Origin of the sequence: Microcystis sp. M20BS1 (assembly GCF_020245305.1) — a bacterium.
Lineage (GTDB): Bacteria > Cyanobacteriota > Cyanobacteriia > Cyanobacteriales > Microcystaceae > Microcystis > Microcystis ichthyoblabe_A.
The window spans coordinates 45,790-63,861 of sequence record NZ_JADBUZ010000093.1 but is presented as its reverse complement, the minus strand read 5'-3'; the positions used below and the strand labels follow the sequence as shown (position 1 = coordinate 63,861).

The following is an 18,072-nucleotide window of genomic DNA, read 5'->3' as shown; positions in this document are numbered from 1 at the left end:
TAATAAGGCTATCCCTTATAGGGATCTTTCTTAACAATTTTTGCAGTAAGCACTCCAACCCTTATCCTGACTTGATTTCAGTTTTTTTTTTGTTTTGTAAGGGTGTCAACAAGGAATATTACAAATTGTTAACCGAGTCTTGAAAGCCTTGTGCTACAAAGGTTTGAAATGTTAAGAAAGATGTGACTAAAGGACAGCTTAATAAGGGGGGTGGTGATGGGTTTCAGTTGGCATTAATGGGTTCTATTATAGACAAATTAATCAATATTATTTATAAAGTTTTCTTAACTTTTTTTGTATCAAATTTACCTGAACGGTAGTATTAAATACTTATGATTGAGTTTGTATAAAACACTTTTGCAATTTAAGCTTGTGTATAAAGTTTTATACACAGATTCAACATTTCTGGTCACTAAGCCACAGCAAATCCCGTATATTTGCGTATTTTAGGATAACGAAAACCCAGGACTATATCTTCTTTGGGAATACCTGCCTCCATCAAATCAGTAGCTATGCCTTCCTCCGTTTCATCACATTGAATCCAGACTTTATCGACAACCAAGCTAAGGTGAATTGGTGTTGCATGGAGATACTTATTACCACTCCAACCGAAATCTAAAACTAGATAATGTCCTCGTTCATCATCAAATATAACCTGAGAAGTGTAGCCATCAGGTAAAGTAGCACGATAGTTAGCATGATTCTGGAGAACAGTCTTAATAATACCTTGATATTTTAATCGGGTATCCATTGCACGATTACCTCACTTTCATCATCAAAGACAATTAATTTCACAATCTGATTCTTTAGCAATACCTGCCCTAATTCTATACTAAAAACACTGTTAAAAGTTGGCTGAGATATGGCCAGATAAAGAACTCGCTCAACTTTCATCTCGTTAAGGATTTGACGATACAAGACGTACTGCCCCAAAGCTTGCTGTAAATCCTTTACGTCAGACTGTCCTACAAAGCTTTTCACTTCAACGACAATTTTCCGCAATTCTTTCTCCGCACTGATTAAGCGTTCTGCTCCCAAATCAGCGGATAAACGCTTCTTGCCAATTTGAAGTGGAAAAGGATCGTGAGTGATTGCCCACCCGTCCTTCTCTAAAGCAAGTTTTACAGTGTCGTGGTAAATATCTCTTGCAGACACAAAAATTCAGAGGATAAATACTCTAATCAGCAGTATAGCAAATTTTTCTGTTCTCAAGACCTCTTGTAAAAATCAAAAGACGAGTGCCTACAGCAATTCCGGTAGCAGTTCGGGATAATTGACCGACACTGCTTGGCGCTGAGATGGACTCGCTGCTGGCTCTTGGGTATCTGAAAACTGGTTAGTGTTAGGCGGCAAGCTGTCCATAGAGTTTTTTTTGCATGGATTAGAATCGATTGTGATAATTGATTATTGTCTATGGTTTATTATGGTTTCAGTTGGCATTAATGGGTTCTATTATAGACAAATTAATCAATATTATTTATAAAGTTTTCTTAACTTTTTTTGTATCAAATTTACTTGAACGGGAGCATTAAATATTTATAATTGAGTTTGTGTAAAACACTTTTGCAATTATGGAATTTTGGAATTGATGAAATCTAGCCAAGAATTTAACTTAAGCTTATTCTTTTGGATATAAACTTGATTCTAGAAAAACTATTGGTAATCAGAAAATGCTGACTTCATCGCCTCCCAATCTCTCGCAACTTGCCCTTTTATTTCTCAAAATCGGCATTATCGGTTTTGGTGGTCCGGCTGCCCATATCGCTTTAATGGAGGAAGAAGTGGTTAAGCGTCGCGGTTGGATGACTAAGGAGCGATTTCTCGATTTGGTGGGGGCAACTAATCTGATTCCCGGTCCTAATTCCACGGAAATGGCCATTCATATCGGTTATATTTTTGGTGGTTTAGCGGGTTTAATAATCACGGGGGTTTGTTTTATCACTCCTGCGGTGTTAATTACGGGTTTTCTAGCTTGGATTTATACTACCTACGGGACTTTACCGGATGTGGCTCCGATTTTTGCGGGGATTAAACCGGTAGTAATTGCGGTGATTTTTCAGGCCCTCTGGCGCCTAGGCAAAAAGGCACTGAAAACCCGTCAATTACTCTTCATCGGATTGGGAGTTATCGGATTATTAATCTTAGGTTTAAATGAAATTATCGCTTTACTGTTAGGGGGAATTATCGGGATGTTTATCCTAAAAAAATTCGCTACCTTTCCCCTGATTGTGGCAGGAATAGGCGGTGCGACGGCGGTTGCTACTCCTAGCAACATCCCACCAACATTAACAGGATTAGGGCTATTTTTCCTCAAGGTGGGTAGTGTTTTATTTGGTAGTGGTTATGTGTTAGTTGCCTTTTTAGAAGGGGATTTAGTGCAGGGGAAAGGATGGTTAACCCAGCAACAATTATTAGATGCTATTGCTGTGGGTCAATTTACCCCCGGACCGGTGTTATCTACATCCACTTTTATCGGTTATCAAATATTAGGAGTATCGGGGGCAATTGTGGCGACTCTAGCGATTTTCTTTCCTTCTTTTATCTTTGTTTTATTACTTAATCCTCTCATTCCTAAGCTGAGAGAATCCGCTTGGGCAGGTGCTTTTTTAGATGCGATTAATGCCAGTGCTGTGGCTTTAATGGCAGCAGTTATTTTTAATTTAGCCCTAGCTACTTGGTTACAACCCTACGGGAATTTACCTTTTAATTTATTGGCTATCATTCTATCTATTGTTTCTGGTATTCTTTTACTACGTTTTCAGGTTAATTCTACTTGGTTAATTCTGGCTGGTGCGCTTATTGGTTTGCTCTTAAAACAATTAGGTTAGGGGGAAATAAGTCAATGGTTCTAATTGAATATTAAGATAGATTTTGCCTTTTATCCCCCCTTAATTCCCCCTTGATACCCGCTTAATAAGGGGGGTGCTGATCCCCCCTTAATCCCCCCTTAATAAGGGGGGTGCTGATCCCCCCTTAATCCCCCCTTAATAAGGGGGGCGCTGATTCGTTAAACTGAGCTTTTCTACCCAGTTGTAGATCTGATCGCGATTTAGTCTATAGCTTAGAGGATGGGCGATTAATCGAGCGCTACTAGCAAATAATTCGGCAATTTCTACTAAACCATTTTCGCGTAAAGTTCGACCAGTGGAAACTAGGTCAACTATCGCTTCTGACATCCCCGTAATCGGGCCTAATTCTACGGAACCATAGAGAGGTATAATCTCGACGGGAATATCTAAACGACGAAAATAATCCTTAGCACAATTGACAAATTTTGAGGCAACTTTACCGTGATGGGGAATATCTAAGGGACTTTGATAGGGACTATCAGCAGGGACAGCTACCGACATCCGACAATAACCAAATTTTAGGTCAATTAAATTAGCCACATCGGGAGATTTTTCCAATAAAATATCATAACCGGCGATGCCTAATTGTGCCTGACCGTATTCTACATAAACTGGTACATCTGTGGCTCTGACTAATAACGCTTTCGCTTGGTTAGTGGGATCGGTAATCTGTAATTGGCGATTTTTTGAGTCAAGAAAGGCACTAAAATCTAAGCCAATCTTTTGAAATATTTGGATACTTTCGTTTAGTAAAGCACCCTTCGGTAAGGCAATTGTTAGCATAGAGGGAATTATGAATTGGGGTGTGGGGTTTTTCAGTGAACAGTAAACAGTAATCAGTAATCAGTGAACTGAAAATTCGCCTCTGATAACTGAGATGGCAGTAAGTTCTCTAATGACCACATCAGCTAATTGTAAATCTTGATGGTTTTCCGGTTGCCAACTAATTGCGATCGCAGCTGCTGATTTTGCCTGTTTAGCCATTTCCCAATCGGCCCTAGTATCCCCTATCATCAGGGTTTTGTCCACTGGGGTCCCCAAAGCTTGACAGGTTTCTTGCAATAATAAGGGATCGGGTTTACTTAAACCTCGATCGCAGCCCCGAACAATTTTAATATAATTTAATAGGTGATTTTCCTTGACAAATTGCTCAACTCGTGCTGTGGTATCGGAGGAAAGAATCGCCAATTGTAAACCGGCCGCGTGCAGATAACGAATTACTTCTAAACATTGGGGATAGAGGGGATTTAAGCGGGGGGGAACCTTTTCATCGGCCGCTTGAAAGGCCGCTTTTGCGATCGCCATGGCCGTTAACCAATCCCGGCCGGTGGAAGCAATACAACCGGCAGCGACGATATGATTATCTCTGCGGCTGCCCACTGCCATTAAACCAGCAGGATTGAGACTATTTGCCCCAATACCGAAAGTTTTGGTTAATAAAGACTCTAAACCAGGGATTTGCGATTCAATGGCTTGTATCCGGGCTATAGCTCGATCGTACCAGAAAGCTCGCGAATCCTCTAGCGTACCGTCCTTATCAAAAACAATCCCTTGAATATCTCTAAATTCTCGATTACCACAGCGAATTATCGGCAAATAAACCTCCTTATTTTTATCTATATTGTCAGTCATCATTTTAGCTTTCAGGATTAAGGAGACAGGATTCAGGAGACAGGATTCAGGAGACAGGAGACAGGAGACAGGAGATTATTTTTTATTTATTCTCCCCACTACCCCACTACCCCACTACCCCACTACCCTACACCCCACACCCTACACCCCACACCCTACACCCCACACCCTACACCCTACACCCCACTACCCCACTACCCTACACCCCACTTTCCTATACCTTTTAAACAGGATTTAGCATTACTCCTCAAAAGCGGCTTTTTGCTGACGGACTAAATCGACACCGCGGGAAGTTCCCAGACGGGTGGCCCCGGCCTGGATAAGAGCGAGCGCTTGTTCAAGGGTGCGAATTCCGCCGGATGCTTTAATTCCTACCCGGCCTTTGCTAATTTCCTTGAGAAACTTCACATCGCTAACCGTTGCTCCTCCAAACCAGCCGGTACTGGTTTTTAGATAACTCACTCCTGCATCCATGCAAATTTCTGCCGCTAAACGTTTCTCGGTGTCCGTCAGTTGCGAGGTTTCCAGAATCGCTTTCACTGTCTGGCCAGTTTCCTGACAAATACTAGCAATTTCTTGGAATAATTCCTCGGATTTCCCATCTTTTAGCCAACCGAGATTAATAACCACCTCTAACTCCTTAGCACCATTATCTACGGCTTCTAAAGCCTCATAACGTTTAACTGTGGAGGTAGTGGCCCCTGCGGGAAAACCAATCACGGTAGAAACTAAAGTTTTTTTGCCGTGGAGTAACTGCACCGCTTGCTTAACGGCAGCGGGATAAACGCAGACGGTGGGAAAATGATATTGATCAGCCTGTTGACAGTAAGCCTCTAATTGTTCCCTGGTGGCGGTGGGGATGAGGAGAGAATGGTCGATATATTGTGCTAAATCTAGATCAGAATCGGTGATAGCCATTATCTACGCCTCAATATAGTCAATCGATCGCTATTTTCTCATTTTATGGAAGTCACACAGCAAAGTCATCTCTCGTTAACCTAGAAATTCCGAGACTAGCAAAAATCCAGTAACCTAGGAAGAAACCGTCACAAGTGAAGACTAGGAGACAATAGACCTATGTTAGAAGCGTATCATCAGCACGTTGCCGACCGAGCGAAATTAGGTATCCCTCCCCTTCCCCTCAACGCTCAACAAACGGCGGAATTATGCGAAATGCTCAAAAATCCGTCCGAAGAACTCAAAGGAGAATTGCTGACCCTGCTGCGTGACCGTGTTCCCCCCGGAGTTGACGAAGCGGCCTACGTTAAAGCGGGATTTTTAACAGGAATTGCCAAAGGTGAAATAAAATCTAGCGTTATCTCCGCTCAGGGTGCGGTTAGCTTACTGGGAACCATGGTAGGTGGTTATAACGTTCATTCTCTGATTGAACTGCTGAAATCCAGAGATATTAATATCGCCGCCGCTGCTGCCAGCGCTTTAAGTAAAACCCTGCTGGTATTCGACGCATTTAACGAGGTTTTGGAATTATCCGACACCAATCCCTATGCTAAACAGGTCATCGATGCTTGGGCCAATGGCGCTTGGTTTATCGCTAAACCGAAACTTGCTAAAGAAATTACCGTCACCGTCTTCAAAGTACCGGGAGAAACCAATACAGATGACCTATCTCCTGCCCCCCATGCCACCACCCGGCCCGATATTCCCCTTCATGCCTTGGTAATGTTAGAAACCCGTCAACCGGGGTCCTTAGAAACCATTGCCGAATTGAAAAAATTAGGCCATCCGGTCGCCTATGTGGGGGATGTGGTTGGGACTGGTTCCAGCCGAAAATCGGCAATTAACTCGGTTCTCTGGCATATCGGCGATGATATTCCCTTTGTACCTAATAAACGTGCTGGTGGCTATATTTTAGGTAGTAAAATCGCCCCTATCTTCTTTAATACTGCTGAAGATTCCGGCGCTTTACCGATTGAATGCGATGTTAGCCAAATGAACACGGGGGATGTGATTAAAATCTATCCCTACGAAGGCAAAATCACCAACGAAGCGGGCGCAACTATTAGCACTTTTAGCCTCAAACCTGAGACAATTCTGGATGAAGTGCGCGCCGGCGGTCGTATTCCCCTCTTAATCGGTCGCAGTCTCACCGATAAAACCCGTCACGCCTTGGGACTTGAGGCTAGTACCCTATTTACTCGTCCAACTATGCCTAGTGACACGGGTAAAGGTTACACCCTAGCGCAAAAAATGGTCGGCAAAGCTTGCGGTTTACCCGGGGTGCGGCCGGGTACTTCCTGTGACCCAATTATGACTACGGTAGGGTCTCAGGATACCACCGGCCCGATGACCAGAGACGAGTTAAAAGAGTTAGCCTGTTTAGGTTTTAGCGCCGATTTAGTCATGCAGAGTTTCTGTCACACGGCAGCCTATCCCAAACCGGTTGATATTCAAACTCATCACCAATTACCGGACTTTTTCTCTACCCGGGGTGGGGTGGCTTTACGTCCGGGAGATGGCATTATTCATTCCTGGTTAAATCGGATGTTATTGCCGGATACGGTGGGGACTGGAGGCGATTCTCATACTCGTTTTCCCCTGGGAATTTCCTTTCCTGCGGGGTCGGGTTTAGTGGCATTTGCGGCCGCTTTGGGAGTAATGCCTTTGGATATGCCGGAATCGGTTTTAGTGCGTTTTACGGGGGAATTACAACCCGGTGTAACTCTGCGCGATATTGTTAATGCTATTCCCTACGTTGCCATGCAAGAAGGCAAATTAACCGTGGAAAAACAGAACAAAAAAAATGTTTTTAACGGTCGTATTATGGAGATGGAAGGGCTGCCGGATTTGAAATTAGAACAGGCTTTTGAGTTAACCGATGCCACGGCGGAACGTTCCTGCGCCGGTTGTACGATTAAGTTAAGTACCGAGACAGTGGCGGAATATTTACGCTCTAATGTGGCCCTGTTAAAAAATATGGCGGCCCGGGGTTATAGTGATGCCAAAACTATCCTACGTCGGGTAGCAAAAATGGAACAATGGTTAGCTAATCCTGTCCTGATGGAGGCGGATAAGGATGCCGAATATGCGGATATTATCACCGTCAATTTAAACGAGATTAAAGAACCAATTGTCGCCGCACCCAATGACCCCGATAATATCAAGTTAATGTCGGAATGTGCCGGGGATAAAATCGATGAGGTGTTCATCGGTTCTTGTATGACTAATATCGGTCATTATCGCGCCGCCGCTAAGATATTAGAAGGAGCAGGAGTTGCTAAGGCTAAACTGTGGATTTGTCCCCCCACCCGCATGGATGAAAAACAATTGCGCGATGAGGGAATGTATGGCATTTTTGCCGCTTCTGGGGCCCGTACTGAGATGCCTGGATGTTCCCTTTGTATGGGTAATCAAGCGCGGGTTGAAGACAGAGCGACGGTATTTTCTACCTCGACTCGTAACTTCAATAATCGCATGGGAAAAGATGCGCGAGTCTATCTCGGTTCCGCTGAATTAGCGGCGGTTTGTGCGCTGCTAGGACGCATTCCCACCCTTGAGGAATACCTGGCAATTGTCACCGAGAAAATTAATCCTTTTGCCAGCGATTTATACCGCTATTTGAACTTTAATGAAATCGCTGGTTTTGAGGATGAAGGCCGGGTAATTCCCCTAGAAGATTTACCTAAGATTGAGGATATCTTAGGGATTCCTTCTGGTGTTTTGAGTTAGTTGACCGGTTATGGGTCATTTTGATCGAGGCGAAAGATTTCTTTTGATTTCGATCAAGATGACCCCTCTAACGATCAAATTTTCGACAATTATAGGATTTTTTTCGATATACGGAATGACAACTCGATAAAATAAAAATATGAAATTCGAGTGGGATCGACAAAAGAACCGAGCGAATATCATCAAGCACGATCTAGACTTCGCGGACGCGCAGCGGATATTTGAACATCCCATTCGAGTTTCCCTTGACGAACGAGAAAATTATGGCGAAGATCGATTGATAGGAATCGGTACGCTCGATGGCCGAGTGGTAGTTGTCGTTTTTACAGAACCGAGTAGAGATACAATTCGTATTATTTCACTTCGTAAAGCTTTACCCTATGAACGAAAACGATATGAACAATACCTCCGAGACGAATTGGGAGAAAGTTGACGCTCTTACGGAAGAGGAAATCGACACATCCGATATTCCGCCCTTAACCGAGGAGTTTTTTAGTAAATCGCGGTGGTGGAAACCTGTAGAGAAAGTAAATGTTCTTGTTCAAGTAGATCCCGAAACCCTAGCTTGGTTTCAATCACAGGGCGAGGATTGTGAACAAAAAATGTCCGCCGCTTTACGGATTTATGCGGAGGCTCACAAAGTATAGTCAAGTTTAGTTCGGGTACAAGCCACACAATAAAAAAGTTCGCTATCATTTTGAGCGGGATGAAAAGCCACACAATCTCATTTACCAATAAATCGCCTTAAATGAAATGATAAAAGTGAGTACGAAAAATTATGATTATAGATGTACCGACTGGAGATGATTTTAAATCCGCTGGCATTGATTTTTTAAATCTGGCTTGGGATACGCTGATAAGTTTATCTACAAAACTTAAGGATGCGGAATATTTTTATAATGTGTATTATAGCGATGAGAATGAAGAAGTAATCGATCAATTGTCATCTGAGCAATATTGGAAACAAGCACAACGTCCATTGAGTACAGCCCTTTCCCTTATTCAACAAGGAACCGAATTTCGGTTCTTCGGTTTGTCTTATGCAATGGACGGGGTTATAAGGGATGAAACCCTTATAGAAACAGACATTACTGCGATTTTTGTCAATTGTTTGCGATCTGGAGCGAACTAATCAATTAAATCTCTTGCCAGATAAGGATTTAGTCGATTTATGCCACCCTATCGAACCATACCAAGTAACGAAGAACCATTGTAATAAATATCTTGTGTGTATTAATTTCTTTATTTTTTTAATCGGACAAGAAATTTATGAAAAGTTTTTCGCTCAAGCTGCCATACAAATAATCTTGCAAAAGTATCAAATTTTATTGTTAATTGTTGACACTAATCAGGAGGAATCGTCCAATGGATAAACTAAATTATTATCAAAGCATAATCAAGAAAATTCTCACAAAATATGCAGAAATTTTCTCACAAGTACCCGATCAAGACATGGAAGAAATATTGATATTTGACGATAATAGAAGCCAATATCTTTGGTTTAATATTGACTGGAAAAATGGCAAACGAATTAAAGCAATTTCCGTTTATCTTCGTCTAAAAAATGACAAAATTTATATTGAAGAAGATTGGACAGAAGCAGGTATCGCCACGGAATTAATGCGCTTAGGAATTCCCAGCAGTGAGATAGTTTTAGCTTTTCAACCTCCCGAAGTGCGTCAGTTTACCGAGTTTGCGATCGCCTAAAAATTATTCTTTACTTTCTCTTCAGATGAGGAGTCGCTAAAATCGAGTATTTAAATATACTTGTTTCTCGGTCATTGCTGCCACTTCATCCTTGACTCGCCAGTTCAAGGGTTGGATATTTTCCGAGCAAAAGTGCTACAATGTAATTTTAGGGGTCAAAACAATCAAGGAGAAGAGCATGGTCAGCAAAATTGATCGCCAAGCATTTTTACAATCCTTAATCGTGCCACCGGGTAAAGAAATTTCTCTGCACAAAGACTACGATCCTGGGTTTAAGCCAGACTACATTACCAAAGAAGATGCCACACTGCTGCTGCAACAGGGGATCGAAAAAATGGCCGAGTTTCAAGATAAACTCTATGCCCAGGATACCTATGCCCTCTTAATTAATCTGCAAGCCATGGATGCGGCGGGTAAAGATGGTACGATCAGACACGTTATGTCGGGCTTAAATCCCCAAGGCTGTCAGGTATTTAGCTTTAAAGTTCCCTCGGCCGAAGAACTAGATCACGATTATCTCTGGCGATATTATAAAGCTTTACCAGAGCGGGGTCGTATCGGTATTTTTAATCGTTCCTACTACGAAGAATTATTAGTCGTGCGCGTCCATCAAGATTTATTGGAACGGCAAAAACTCCCCCCAGAAGACAGAACCAAGAAAGTTTGGCAGCGACGTTTTGAGGAGATTAATAATTTTGAAAAATATCTAGTTAACAATGGGGTTATTGTCCTAAAATTCTTTCTCAATGTTTCTAAAGAAGAACAGAAAAAACGATTTTTAGAAAGAATTGATCGCCCCGAAAAAAACTGGAAGTTTTCCGAAAATGATGTCAAAGAAAGAGCTTTTTGGGATGATTACACGAAAGCCTACGAGGAGGTATTCAATCATACCAGTACCGAGTGGGCCCCCTGGTATATTATCCCGGCTGATCGCAAATGGTTTACCCGTTTAGCTGTGGGGGCGGTTATTTATCACACCCTGGAATCCCTCGGTTTACGATATCCCACCGTCACGGAAGAACATCGCCAAGCTTTACTGAAAGCCAAAGAAATCCTCGAAAACGAGCCAGATTAAAAATGGAAGAAAATCCCGAAAAAGCGATAATTGCCAGAAAATCGATCTCTTGAAGAAATATTTTTATTCATGTCGTCTTTTCTGTTAGGCTGAATTTTTGTCAGTTATTGATCAGTAATTCCCAGATTTCTCCCCTATTATTGCCCTGGGAATTAATATTTCTTCGGGCTTTTACCCTTTGAATATTATAATTTTTATATAAGTCATCAAAAAAATTATTGTCAGAGTCAAAGTTTTTAAGGTCGGAATTGCTTAAAATAAATTTATAACCCGCTCGATCGACTTGATCGATAAATTGTTTTAATCGCATTTGCTCCTCATCGTTAAAATCTTCTTTGGTATAAGAGGTAAAAGCTGATGTTTTTTTAATCGGTTTATAGGGAGGATCAAAATAAAATAAAGTCTTGTTATTGGCATAATTTAGAGTTTGGACAAAATCTCCTTGTAGGATCGTCACTTTCTGTAAATGATGATTGACAGCTAATAAGTTTTCTTCATTGCAGATCAACGGTTTGACATATTTTCCAAAGGGGACATTAAAAAGTCCTTTGCTATTGACTCTATAAAGTCCATTAAAACAAGTTCTATTGAGAAATAATAACAAAACTGTTTTTTCTAGACAGTCATCGCAGCTGCGAGAATTAAATTCTATTCTTTTATCCAAAAAAAACTTTTGTTGTTCCTCTAGATTTTTAAGTTCATAAAAATCCTGCTGAATTTTTTTAAGCTTGACTATTAATTCTTTGACATTATTTTTAATAACATTATAAGCCATGATTAAATCAGGATTAATGTCATTAATAATGACTTTTTGGACAGGAGAAAAATCATTTAAGACTGAGAATAAAACTGCCCCACCTCCGACAAAAGGTTCAATGTAGTTAAACTGACAATTTTGAGAAATCTGGGAATTAATCAAAGATAGAATATTGGGAACCAGTTGAGTTTTGCCTCCCGCCCACTTTAAAAAAGGTTTGGCACTAACTGTTTTCCTTTCAGACAAAGAAGTGGTCATTATTCCTACCAGATTATCCTAATCTATTCAATTTACAGCGCAATTCATGAAAACCTGAAAGGCGGATTTGATATCAGAAAGGTAAACGGGGCATTTTTTTCAATACTGACTCAATTTGGTTGATTAAATCCAGCAGACGATTGCCATCCACATGAACCTCGCTGGTGGGATAATTAGCGAGGACTTCGATGATTTGAATCTCATTATCATTAAGTGCAGAAGTGACTAAGGCACCGCGTAAAGCTTGCCGACTAGCAGCTCTATTGGGGGTATGGACAATTTCAGTCGCATAATCTAGCAAACTTTCGCCAAAAAAACTATTAAGAAATTTGGAAAGAAAGACGGCATCCACCGCTACCCGACGATTAAGGATTTTGCGGAATTCTTCAGGTTTTTGGTTAGCCATCTTTAATTGTGCCGCTAAAGCGGGGGCTAATTCGCCTGTTTCGCTCAATTGCTTTAATTCTGATACCGATACGGACCCTTGGAAGATGTAGTATTTGATGATAGCTGATTCGGCGGCTGACAAAGGCTGACAAACACCGAGAAAGATAGATATTCCTAGGGGAAGTAAAAGATTTTTGAACATAAACCAAAGGTACAAAACAAGCGAAAAGCGATCAGGATGATTGACTCATTCTAGCGAAATTGGTTGCCGCTTAGGAAAAACTGAAGACGGTGTTGGTTATCTAGAGATGAATTTTCTAGTCACCCAACTAGAAGCAGAAAGCTGATAGCTTAATGCCAATCATTAATTTACATTCGCGAGAGGGCAGCGATTTTTGCTAGTTTATCTTTTTCCAAACCGTTGAGATCCTCTAGCTTCAACCATCCTTCCTTTAATAGTTGAGCAAAGACAAAAATTAGGGAAGTATAGCGATACTCATATTTACCATCAATCTGATGTCGTCGGGCGCTTAGATAATCGTGCATTTGCCAGATATCATCTAAAACCGTGATCTGACCAGACTGTTCTTTAATATGTTCTATTAAAGTCCTAGTTTCTCGCTGATAAGCTTTTTGGAAAGCAGTTTGAGCAATTTCTTGTTCGGTATCTGACCAAATTATTTCACTCATAGGCATGATTTTAGTTTTAGGGATGATAATTTTGGGTTTTTGAACTACCTCGACTCTTTTCGCCCACATCTGTAAGAATGATTGTTTAGTTATTCTTACCTAGATCGCAGAAGAAACCGGTGTATTTACCAATTTTTTTAAGTCAGCCTTTTAATTGTATAAAAAAAAGAGTTCACTTGACAAGGAACTCTAATAAGTTTCATCAGAATTTTTAATGATTTCTCTCAGTAGCTATTTAGCCACGGGCAAAGTTTAATAATTCTTTCGGAGAAGCTAATAAATCGATCGCCACGAAGAAAATTTTATTATCAGGAGTTAGGAGGAAGCGCCATGCCATATTCATACCCACACCCGCACCAAACCAGGGGGTTTGTACTTTTCCCGTCACTTTAATCTGAGTAAAACCGTCATCGGCGGGTTCCACCACACCGCGTTCGGGGATTAATTTTAAATTTTGGCATTCTTCGCGGAAAAAGCGATATACTGCCTCTTTACCGACGACGGGACGTTGGAAAGGTGGTTGCAGAGCGCCGTCAGGGGTGAATAATTCAATTAATACATCAAAGTCATTAGCGTTGAGGTTGTCCATATAGTTGAGGACGGTGGCATTGGTAACGCCTTCAATGCTAACTTTGGTCCGTTCGGCAATATTTTGGGGAGGAACCACGGGTTCGGAAATACGGTTATAATCGCCCAGTTTCTTCGGATCGTAGCCCATATCGACCACACAATTCCGCAGAACGGTGATTTGTTGTCCCGACTCTAATTTTTTAATCCCGTCTAAAACGGCACTAGCATTAGCAGATAGTTCATAACCCTTGGGAATTGGGGCAACACTGCCATCTTCCATCCATTGTCCTAATTGATACCAGAATCCCAGCTTGATATTAGCAGACCAAGTGCCATAGGTACGACAAATCGGGGTGTCAGCATGGTTGGCTAAGTCGCACATCACCTGCGACTGTTGCAGGGGTGACATCTGCCGAATTTCATTCATGGTTTTTTCGGCAAAGACCATACTAGCAGCGCCGGGGGCGGCAACGGTGATGGTTTTGCCCATTTCTAGATAGGCAAACCAAATCAAGGCTAGTTGATCTTCGGTATTCAGCTGATTGAAACGCGCAATCGTGGCAGGAACCACATCCGCTGACAGCGTGTTGGGGAAAATGCTCCGCGCTGATTCGATCGTAAACGGCATAGATTCACCTTGAAGTAAAGTTTTGTATCAATTTACCCTCATTCTATCATATTTGCGCCCCAAGGCAGCACCACTAGAGAAACTTTCCCAAAAAAAGCTGTACTTTAGATCACACTTACCCGGGATTATCACAAAATCTTAATGGTTGAACAACTGTTCCATCACTTATTTAGGGTTGGCGGCAGCAGCGAGCGATCGCTGTTTGGCGATGCTAGATAATGAAAAGTATCTCTAGAGGATGATTTTTGCTGCTCTAACTCGTTTTCAACCCGGGACTACTCTTGATCATCCCTAGTTTTTTCTAGGATTTCTCACCCCGTAGCAGGCCGTAAATTTCATCGGTATAGTCATAAAACTGAGCTTGTCGTTTAATTTTATGATTACGATCTAGGGGTAAATTAATTGTTAATTCTCGTTGTATAGTCCCGGGCCTAGCACTCAAAACATAAATACGTTGAGCTAAAAAAACCGCTTCATCCACATCATGGGTAATCATTAAAATACTACACCTAATTTTTTGCCAAATTTCAATTAAATATTCGTGCATTCTTTCTTTGGTTTGTACATCTAAAGCTGCAAAGGGTTCGTCCATTAATAAAACTTTGGGATGACAAGCAAGAGAACGGGCGATCGCTACCCGTTGTTTCATCCCACCCGATAGTTCTCTGGGGTAAGCATTAGCGAATTGAGTTAAACCGACAATATCCAGATAATAACAGGCCACTTCCCAGCATTCTTTTGTCGATAATCCCTGTAGTTTTAAGCCAAATTCAACATTTTTTTGGATCGTCATCCAGGGATAGAGTGTATAATTTTGGAAAACCATGCCGCGATCGGCTCCTGGCCCTGTCACTTCAACACCATCAACGGTAATTTTGCCGGAAGTGGGCAGCTCTAAACCCGCAATCATTCGCAACAAAGTTGATTTTCCCGAACCAGAGGCCCCGACCGCACAGACAAATTCAGCACTTTCAACGTGTAAATTAATATCTTTCAGAGCGACCACAGCACCTCGTTTAGTGGTGAAAATTTTATTGAGTTGAGTAATTTCTAAGTGCATTAAGGTTCTTCTCTTATCATTAAAATAACTTTATTGGTGACATAATCAACTCTGTTATTGAGTTTTTAAGTTAACGAGTAATTGACCATTTACAAGTCCACTGCAAAAACAAACGAAAACTTAAATCTAGGGCAAAGCCAATAATTCCCAGGACAATTAAACAGGCAAAAATTTCATCGGTTCTCAGAAATTTCTGGGCCAATAAAATCCGTTTGCCTAATCCATTATCGGCCGCCACCAATTCCGCCACCACTACCAAATTCCAGGCGGCTGCCATATTAACACGAAAAGTATCGATAACATTAGGAATAATATAGGGAGTAATCACTTTAAATAAAACCTGTTTTCGAGTTCCTCCAAGGGTATAAGTTACTTCGATCAATTCACGGGGAATGAACTTAACTGCATCCATAATCATCAGGGTATTAAAGAAAATTGTCCCGATAAAAATGAGCATAATCTTTGATGTTTCTCCAATACCCAAATAAATAACCAATAGGGGAATAAAAGCAGGAGCGGGCATATAACGTACAACGCCAATGATCGGTTCCATTAAACTACGAATACTCGGAAAAGTTCCCATTAAAATCCCCAGGGGAATAGCAAACAATCCTCCCCAAAAAAAGCCCCCAACTACTCGTAAAAAACTGGTAATAGTATCTTGAATTAAAAAGCCCTGTTCTGCCAATTTTCCTAGGACCTGAATAACGGCTAAAGGAGAAGGCAAAAATACGGATTCAATGCCCGCAAAACTAGAGATTAGTAACCAGAAAATAAGCGGGACAATAATAGAGGAAACCATTAAAGTCCATTTGAGGGATTCGGGAATATCCTCGGTAATCCGCCAAAAAGTGCTTTGAGGAAGCGTTTTAGGTGTTGTGGTCATGGGATTTGCCAAAGAAAAGAATAATTTTGATAGCCAATATCACCCAGTTATCAAACAATTCTTGAAGTCAATGATCGAGGGACTAATTAGGATTTTTTGTCTTGATTTGCCAACGACTTGACAAATTTGGGCTCTAAAATGGTTGTTAGATCGGGGACTTTTTTAATAAAGCCAACTTCCCTCATAAAACCAGCCATTTTTTGAGCGGCAAAGGGCATATTTTTCATGGTTTTCCCCGGACTAAAAGCTTCTAAGTTTTCTTCTAAGGTGAAAAACTTCGTTCCCTCTTTATATAAGGCCAATTCTTCTGGGCTAATGCCGGCACGCTTGGCCATAATCTCATCGGCTTTTTGGGGATTTTTAGCCATAAACTCTCGAACATCAAACCAGGTTTTGACAAGAGCCTGAACCTGTTCTGGTTTTTCTTTGATTAATTTGGCACTGACAACTAATAAATCGGGAATAGCACCGGGAAAAGCTTTGGAACTAATTAATTCTTTAGAACCTTTTCTTTTAAGGGCTGTTGACCAAAAAGGTGGAAAAGCACCAACTGCATCTACTTTTCCCGATGCAAAAGCGGCGGCAGCAGCCCCTGTTTCCATGGGGACAATTTGCACATCTTTACGGCTCATTCCTTCTTTTTCTAGAGCTAAACTGAGGAGAAAATCACCGACAACGCCTTCTTCAGCAGCAACTTTTTTGCCTTTTAAATCTTGAATCGTTTTAATCTCTTCTGTGACAATAACTTTGTCATTTCCTGACGAGTTATCATTAACTAAAACAGCAACTTGACCATTCACTGCATCTCCCGCAAAAGCGATTGTATCGTTGAGAGTTTGACTATTTCCATCTAATTGTCCGGCGGCCAAAGCTTGTAAGGATTCAAGATAACCATCAAACCATTTCATTTGAACATTAGCCCCATTTTTAGCAAATAATCCCTCTTCTTCAGCGATCGCCCATGGCCACCAACCGGCCCAATTACTATAACCGATGACAATCGGGGCAGTATTACTCAGAGAACTACTTGCATTGGGGGTTTGCTGAGGAGCTTGATTACAACTAATGGTCAGGAGTAAGCTACTAAAAAAAACGAGAAGTAAGGAGAAAAAATGGCGCCGTTTCATAGGTAATAGCCTTTAGAGATGACAGCTAGTAAAACAGAAATAAATCTCAAAAACTGTTACTGATTAACAATTCAAAAACCTCGGAATATTGACTTGGCTTTTTAGCCAATTTAACCAGTCTTCTAAACCTTCTCCTGTTTGAGCAGAAAGAGCAATAATCTTTACATCGGGATTCATGGAGCGAACATTTGCTTCTAAACGTTTTAAATCAATCTCTAAATAAGGAGCCAGATCTAATTTGGTAATAATCAGACAATCCGCTTCTTGAAACATAATTGGATATTTGAGGGGTTTATCTTCTCCTTCAGTAATACTTAATAGAGCAACTTTAGCGTGTTCCCCTACCTCAAATTCGGCGGGACAAACTAAATTTCCCACATTTTCCACCAACAATAAATCAAACTCTTTGGGGTTATAATCTTCTTTGAAACGATGAATTCCCCCAGCTACCATTTTGGAATCTAAGTGACAGGAGCGACCCGTATTAATGGCAATTACCGGAACTCCATATTGTCTCAGGCGCTCTGCATCTAGTTCTGTAGTCATATCGCCTTCAATAACAGCCATTTTTAATTGATCTTTTAAGGCTGCGAGGGTTTTTTCCAATAATACAGTTTTACCCGCACCAGGACTACTCATCAGGTTTAAACAGGTGATGCCCCACTCGTCAAAATGTTCCCGGTTGTGATCGGCTCCTGCTTGATTGGCATGAAGTAGATTAATTTCTAGGGCTGCGTCAAAAGTTTGGTGCATTTTAGT

At 41.2% G+C, this 18,072-nt stretch carries 21 protein-coding genes; 8 read left to right on the top strand and 13 right to left on the bottom strand.

Annotation, left to right across the window (positions count from 1 at the left end; translation table 11 throughout):
• Positions 1-412: 412 nt before the first annotated feature.
• Together IM507_RS09605 and IM507_RS09600 are read right to left on the bottom strand one after the other, a co-directional pair.
• Positions 413-751: a XisI protein gene (locus tag IM507_RS09605; protein WP_002732736.1), complete on the bottom strand. Its 339-nt coding sequence runs from the start codon at positions 749-751 to the stop codon at positions 413-415.
• Positions 736-1,155, bottom strand: coding sequence for an element excision factor XisH family protein (locus IM507_RS09600; RefSeq protein WP_002764234.1), 420 nt, complete (start codon positions 1,153-1,155; stop codon positions 736-738). The genes IM507_RS09605 and IM507_RS09600 overlap by 16 nt, the downstream gene beginning before the upstream one ends.
• Positions 1,156-1,670: 515 nt before the next feature.
• Here IM507_RS09600 and chrA point away from each other — a divergent pair.
• Positions 1,671-2,828, top strand: a complete 1,158-nt coding sequence (gene chrA, locus IM507_RS09595) for a chromate efflux transporter (protein ID WP_002732200.1) — start codon at positions 1,671-1,673, stop codon at positions 2,826-2,828.
• Positions 2,829-2,984: 156 nt separating this feature from the next.
• Here chrA and hisG read toward each other — a convergent pair whose 3' ends face one another.
• From hisG to deoC, 3 genes are all read right to left on the bottom strand, one after another.
• On the bottom strand, positions 2,985-3,632 hold the full coding sequence (hisG, locus tag IM507_RS09590; RefSeq protein WP_002794444.1) for an ATP phosphoribosyltransferase: 648 nt from the start codon (positions 3,630-3,632) through the stop codon (positions 2,985-2,987).
• 60 nt (positions 3,633-3,692) lie between these two features.
• The gene (locus IM507_RS09585) at positions 3,693-4,484 is read right to left on the bottom strand and encodes an HAD family hydrolase (RefSeq protein WP_069474986.1); all 792 of its coding nucleotides are present in this window, start codon (positions 4,482-4,484) and stop codon (positions 3,693-3,695) included.
• Between the two features lie 237 nt (positions 4,485-4,721).
• Positions 4,722-5,399, bottom strand: a complete 678-nt coding sequence (gene deoC, locus IM507_RS09580) for a deoxyribose-phosphate aldolase (protein WP_069474985.1) — start codon at positions 5,397-5,399, stop codon at positions 4,722-4,724.
• Positions 5,400-5,558: 159 nt separating this feature from the next.
• On the opposite strand from deoC, the gene acnB reads away from it, so the two are divergent.
• The 7 genes from acnB (at position 5,559) to IM507_RS09550 (ending at position 10,950) form a co-directional block, all read left to right on the top strand.
• Positions 5,559-8,168 (top strand): bifunctional aconitate hydratase 2/2-methylisocitrate dehydratase, encoded by a 2,610-nt coding sequence (gene acnB, locus IM507_RS09575; protein WP_287636932.1) that lies wholly within the window; start codon positions 5,559-5,561, stop codon positions 8,166-8,168.
• Positions 8,169-8,307: 139 nt separating this feature from the next.
• Positions 8,308-8,601, top strand: coding sequence for a BrnT family toxin (locus IM507_RS09570; RefSeq protein WP_002735016.1), 294 nt, complete (start codon positions 8,308-8,310; stop codon positions 8,599-8,601).
• Entirely contained in the window at positions 8,549-8,815 is a 267-nt protein-coding gene (locus tag IM507_RS09565) for a BrnA antitoxin family protein (protein ID WP_002746336.1), read from the top strand. Before IM507_RS09570 ends, IM507_RS09565 begins: the two co-directional genes overlap by 53 nt.
• A gap of 131 nt (positions 8,816-8,946) precedes the next feature.
• Positions 8,947-9,300: a hypothetical protein gene (locus tag IM507_RS09560; protein ID WP_002732513.1), complete on the top strand. Its 354-nt coding sequence runs from the start codon at positions 8,947-8,949 to the stop codon at positions 9,298-9,300.
• Between the two features lie 94 nt (positions 9,301-9,394).
• On the top strand, positions 9,395-9,541 hold the full coding sequence (locus IM507_RS23490; RefSeq protein ID WP_002734274.1) for an element excision factor XisH family protein: 147 nt from the start codon (positions 9,395-9,397) through the stop codon (positions 9,539-9,541).
• A complete protein-coding gene (locus IM507_RS09555; protein ID WP_002732365.1) occupies positions 9,534-9,875 on the top strand; it encodes a XisI protein in 342 nt (113 codons plus the stop codon). Before IM507_RS23490 ends, IM507_RS09555 begins: the two co-directional genes overlap by 8 nt.
• A gap of 178 nt (positions 9,876-10,053) precedes the next feature.
• Entirely contained in the window at positions 10,054-10,950 is an 897-nt protein-coding gene (locus IM507_RS09550) for a polyphosphate kinase 2 family protein (protein ID WP_069474980.1), read from the top strand.
• Positions 10,951-11,050: 100 nt separating this feature from the next.
• On the opposite strand, the gene IM507_RS09545 is transcribed toward IM507_RS09550, so the two are convergent.
• The 8 genes from IM507_RS09545 to hypB all read right to left on the bottom strand — a co-directional run bounded on the left by IM507_RS09545 (position 11,051) and on the right by hypB (position 18,066).
• On the bottom strand, positions 11,051-11,965 hold the full coding sequence (locus IM507_RS09545; protein ID WP_002733157.1) for a DNA adenine methylase: 915 nt from the start codon (positions 11,963-11,965) through the stop codon (positions 11,051-11,053).
• A 73-nt stretch (positions 11,966-12,038) separates the two neighbouring features.
• On the bottom strand, positions 12,039-12,554 hold the full coding sequence (locus IM507_RS09540; RefSeq protein WP_123230515.1) for an alpha/beta hydrolase: 516 nt from the start codon (positions 12,552-12,554) through the stop codon (positions 12,039-12,041).
• Between the two features lie 167 nt (positions 12,555-12,721).
• A complete protein-coding gene (locus IM507_RS09535) occupies positions 12,722-13,111 on the bottom strand; it encodes a hypothetical protein (protein WP_002777582.1) in 390 nt (129 codons plus the stop codon).
• 166 nt (positions 13,112-13,277) lie between these two features.
• The gene (locus IM507_RS09530; protein WP_002777584.1) at positions 13,278-14,240 is read right to left on the bottom strand and encodes an orange carotenoid-binding protein; all 963 of its coding nucleotides are present in this window, start codon (positions 14,238-14,240) and stop codon (positions 13,278-13,280) included.
• Between the two features lie 301 nt (positions 14,241-14,541).
• Entirely contained in the window at positions 14,542-15,300 is a 759-nt protein-coding gene (locus tag IM507_RS09525; RefSeq protein WP_002760935.1) for an ABC transporter ATP-binding protein, read from the bottom strand.
• Between the two features lie 70 nt (positions 15,301-15,370).
• Entirely contained in the window at positions 15,371-16,186 is an 816-nt protein-coding gene (locus IM507_RS09520) for an ABC transporter permease (protein ID WP_123230514.1), read from the bottom strand.
• Positions 16,187-16,272: 86 nt separating this feature from the next.
• Positions 16,273-17,313 carry an ABC transporter substrate-binding protein gene (locus IM507_RS09515; protein ID WP_287636931.1) on the bottom strand — a complete coding sequence of 347 codons (1,041 nt, stop codon included), beginning with the start codon at positions 17,311-17,313 and terminating at the stop codon, positions 16,273-16,275.
• Positions 17,314-17,376: 63 nt separating this feature from the next.
• The gene (gene hypB, locus IM507_RS09510; RefSeq protein WP_016515019.1) at positions 17,377-18,066 is read right to left on the bottom strand and encodes a hydrogenase nickel incorporation protein HypB; all 690 of its coding nucleotides are present in this window, start codon (positions 18,064-18,066) and stop codon (positions 17,377-17,379) included.
• Positions 18,067-18,072 lie beyond the last annotated feature (6 nt).

What these genes read in the sequence shown, in the direction of transcription:
- hypB (WP_016515019.1), bottom strand. Translation starts at nt 18,066, where the DNA reads ATGCACCAAACTTTTGACGCAGCCCTAGAAATTAATCTACTTCATGCC.
- hisG (WP_002794444.1), bottom strand. Translation starts at nt 3,632, where the DNA reads ATGCTAACAATTGCCTTACCGAAGGGTGCTTTACTAAACGAAAGTATC.
- IM507_RS09535 (WP_002777582.1), bottom strand. Translation starts at nt 13,111, where the DNA reads ATGTGGGCGAAAAGAGTCGAGGTAGTTCAAAAACCCAAAATTATCATC.
- IM507_RS09545 (WP_002733157.1), bottom strand. Translation starts at nt 11,965, where the DNA reads ATGACCACTTCTTTGTCTGAAAGGAAAACAGTTAGTGCCAAACCTTTT.
- acnB (WP_287636932.1), top strand. Translation starts at nt 5,559, where the DNA reads ATGTTAGAAGCGTATCATCAGCACGTTGCCGACCGAGCGAAATTAGGT.
- chrA (WP_002732200.1), top strand. Translation starts at nt 1,671, where the DNA reads ATGCTGACTTCATCGCCTCCCAATCTCTCGCAACTTGCCCTTTTATTT.
- IM507_RS09560 (WP_002732513.1), top strand. Translation starts at nt 8,947, where the DNA reads ATGATTATAGATGTACCGACTGGAGATGATTTTAAATCCGCTGGCATT.
- IM507_RS09520 (WP_123230514.1), bottom strand. Translation starts at nt 16,186, where the DNA reads ATGACCACAACACCTAAAACGCTTCCTCAAAGCACTTTTTGGCGGATT.
- IM507_RS09565 (WP_002746336.1), top strand. Translation starts at nt 8,549, where the DNA reads ATGAACGAAAACGATATGAACAATACCTCCGAGACGAATTGGGAGAAA.
- IM507_RS09550 (WP_069474980.1), top strand. Translation starts at nt 10,054, where the DNA reads ATGGTCAGCAAAATTGATCGCCAAGCATTTTTACAATCCTTAATCGTG.
- IM507_RS09570 (WP_002735016.1), top strand. Translation starts at nt 8,308, where the DNA reads ATGAAATTCGAGTGGGATCGACAAAAGAACCGAGCGAATATCATCAAG.
- IM507_RS09530 (WP_002777584.1), bottom strand. Translation starts at nt 14,240, where the DNA reads ATGCCGTTTACGATCGAATCAGCGCGGAGCATTTTCCCCAACACGCTG.
- IM507_RS09555 (WP_002732365.1), top strand. Translation starts at nt 9,534, where the DNA reads ATGGATAAACTAAATTATTATCAAAGCATAATCAAGAAAATTCTCACA.
- IM507_RS09585 (WP_069474986.1), bottom strand. Translation starts at nt 4,484, where the DNA reads ATGATGACTGACAATATAGATAAAAATAAGGAGGTTTATTTGCCGATA.
- IM507_RS09540 (WP_123230515.1), bottom strand. Translation starts at nt 12,554, where the DNA reads ATGTTCAAAAATCTTTTACTTCCCCTAGGAATATCTATCTTTCTCGGT.
- IM507_RS09525 (WP_002760935.1), bottom strand. Translation starts at nt 15,300, where the DNA reads ATGCACTTAGAAATTACTCAACTCAATAAAATTTTCACCACTAAACGA.
- deoC (WP_069474985.1), bottom strand. Translation starts at nt 5,399, where the DNA reads ATGGCTATCACCGATTCTGATCTAGATTTAGCACAATATATCGACCAT.
- IM507_RS09515 (WP_287636931.1), bottom strand. Translation starts at nt 17,313, where the DNA reads ATGAAACGGCGCCATTTTTTCTCCTTACTTCTCGTTTTTTTTAGTAGC.
- IM507_RS09605 (WP_002732736.1), bottom strand. Translation starts at nt 751, where the DNA reads ATGGATACCCGATTAAAATATCAAGGTATTATTAAGACTGTTCTCCAG.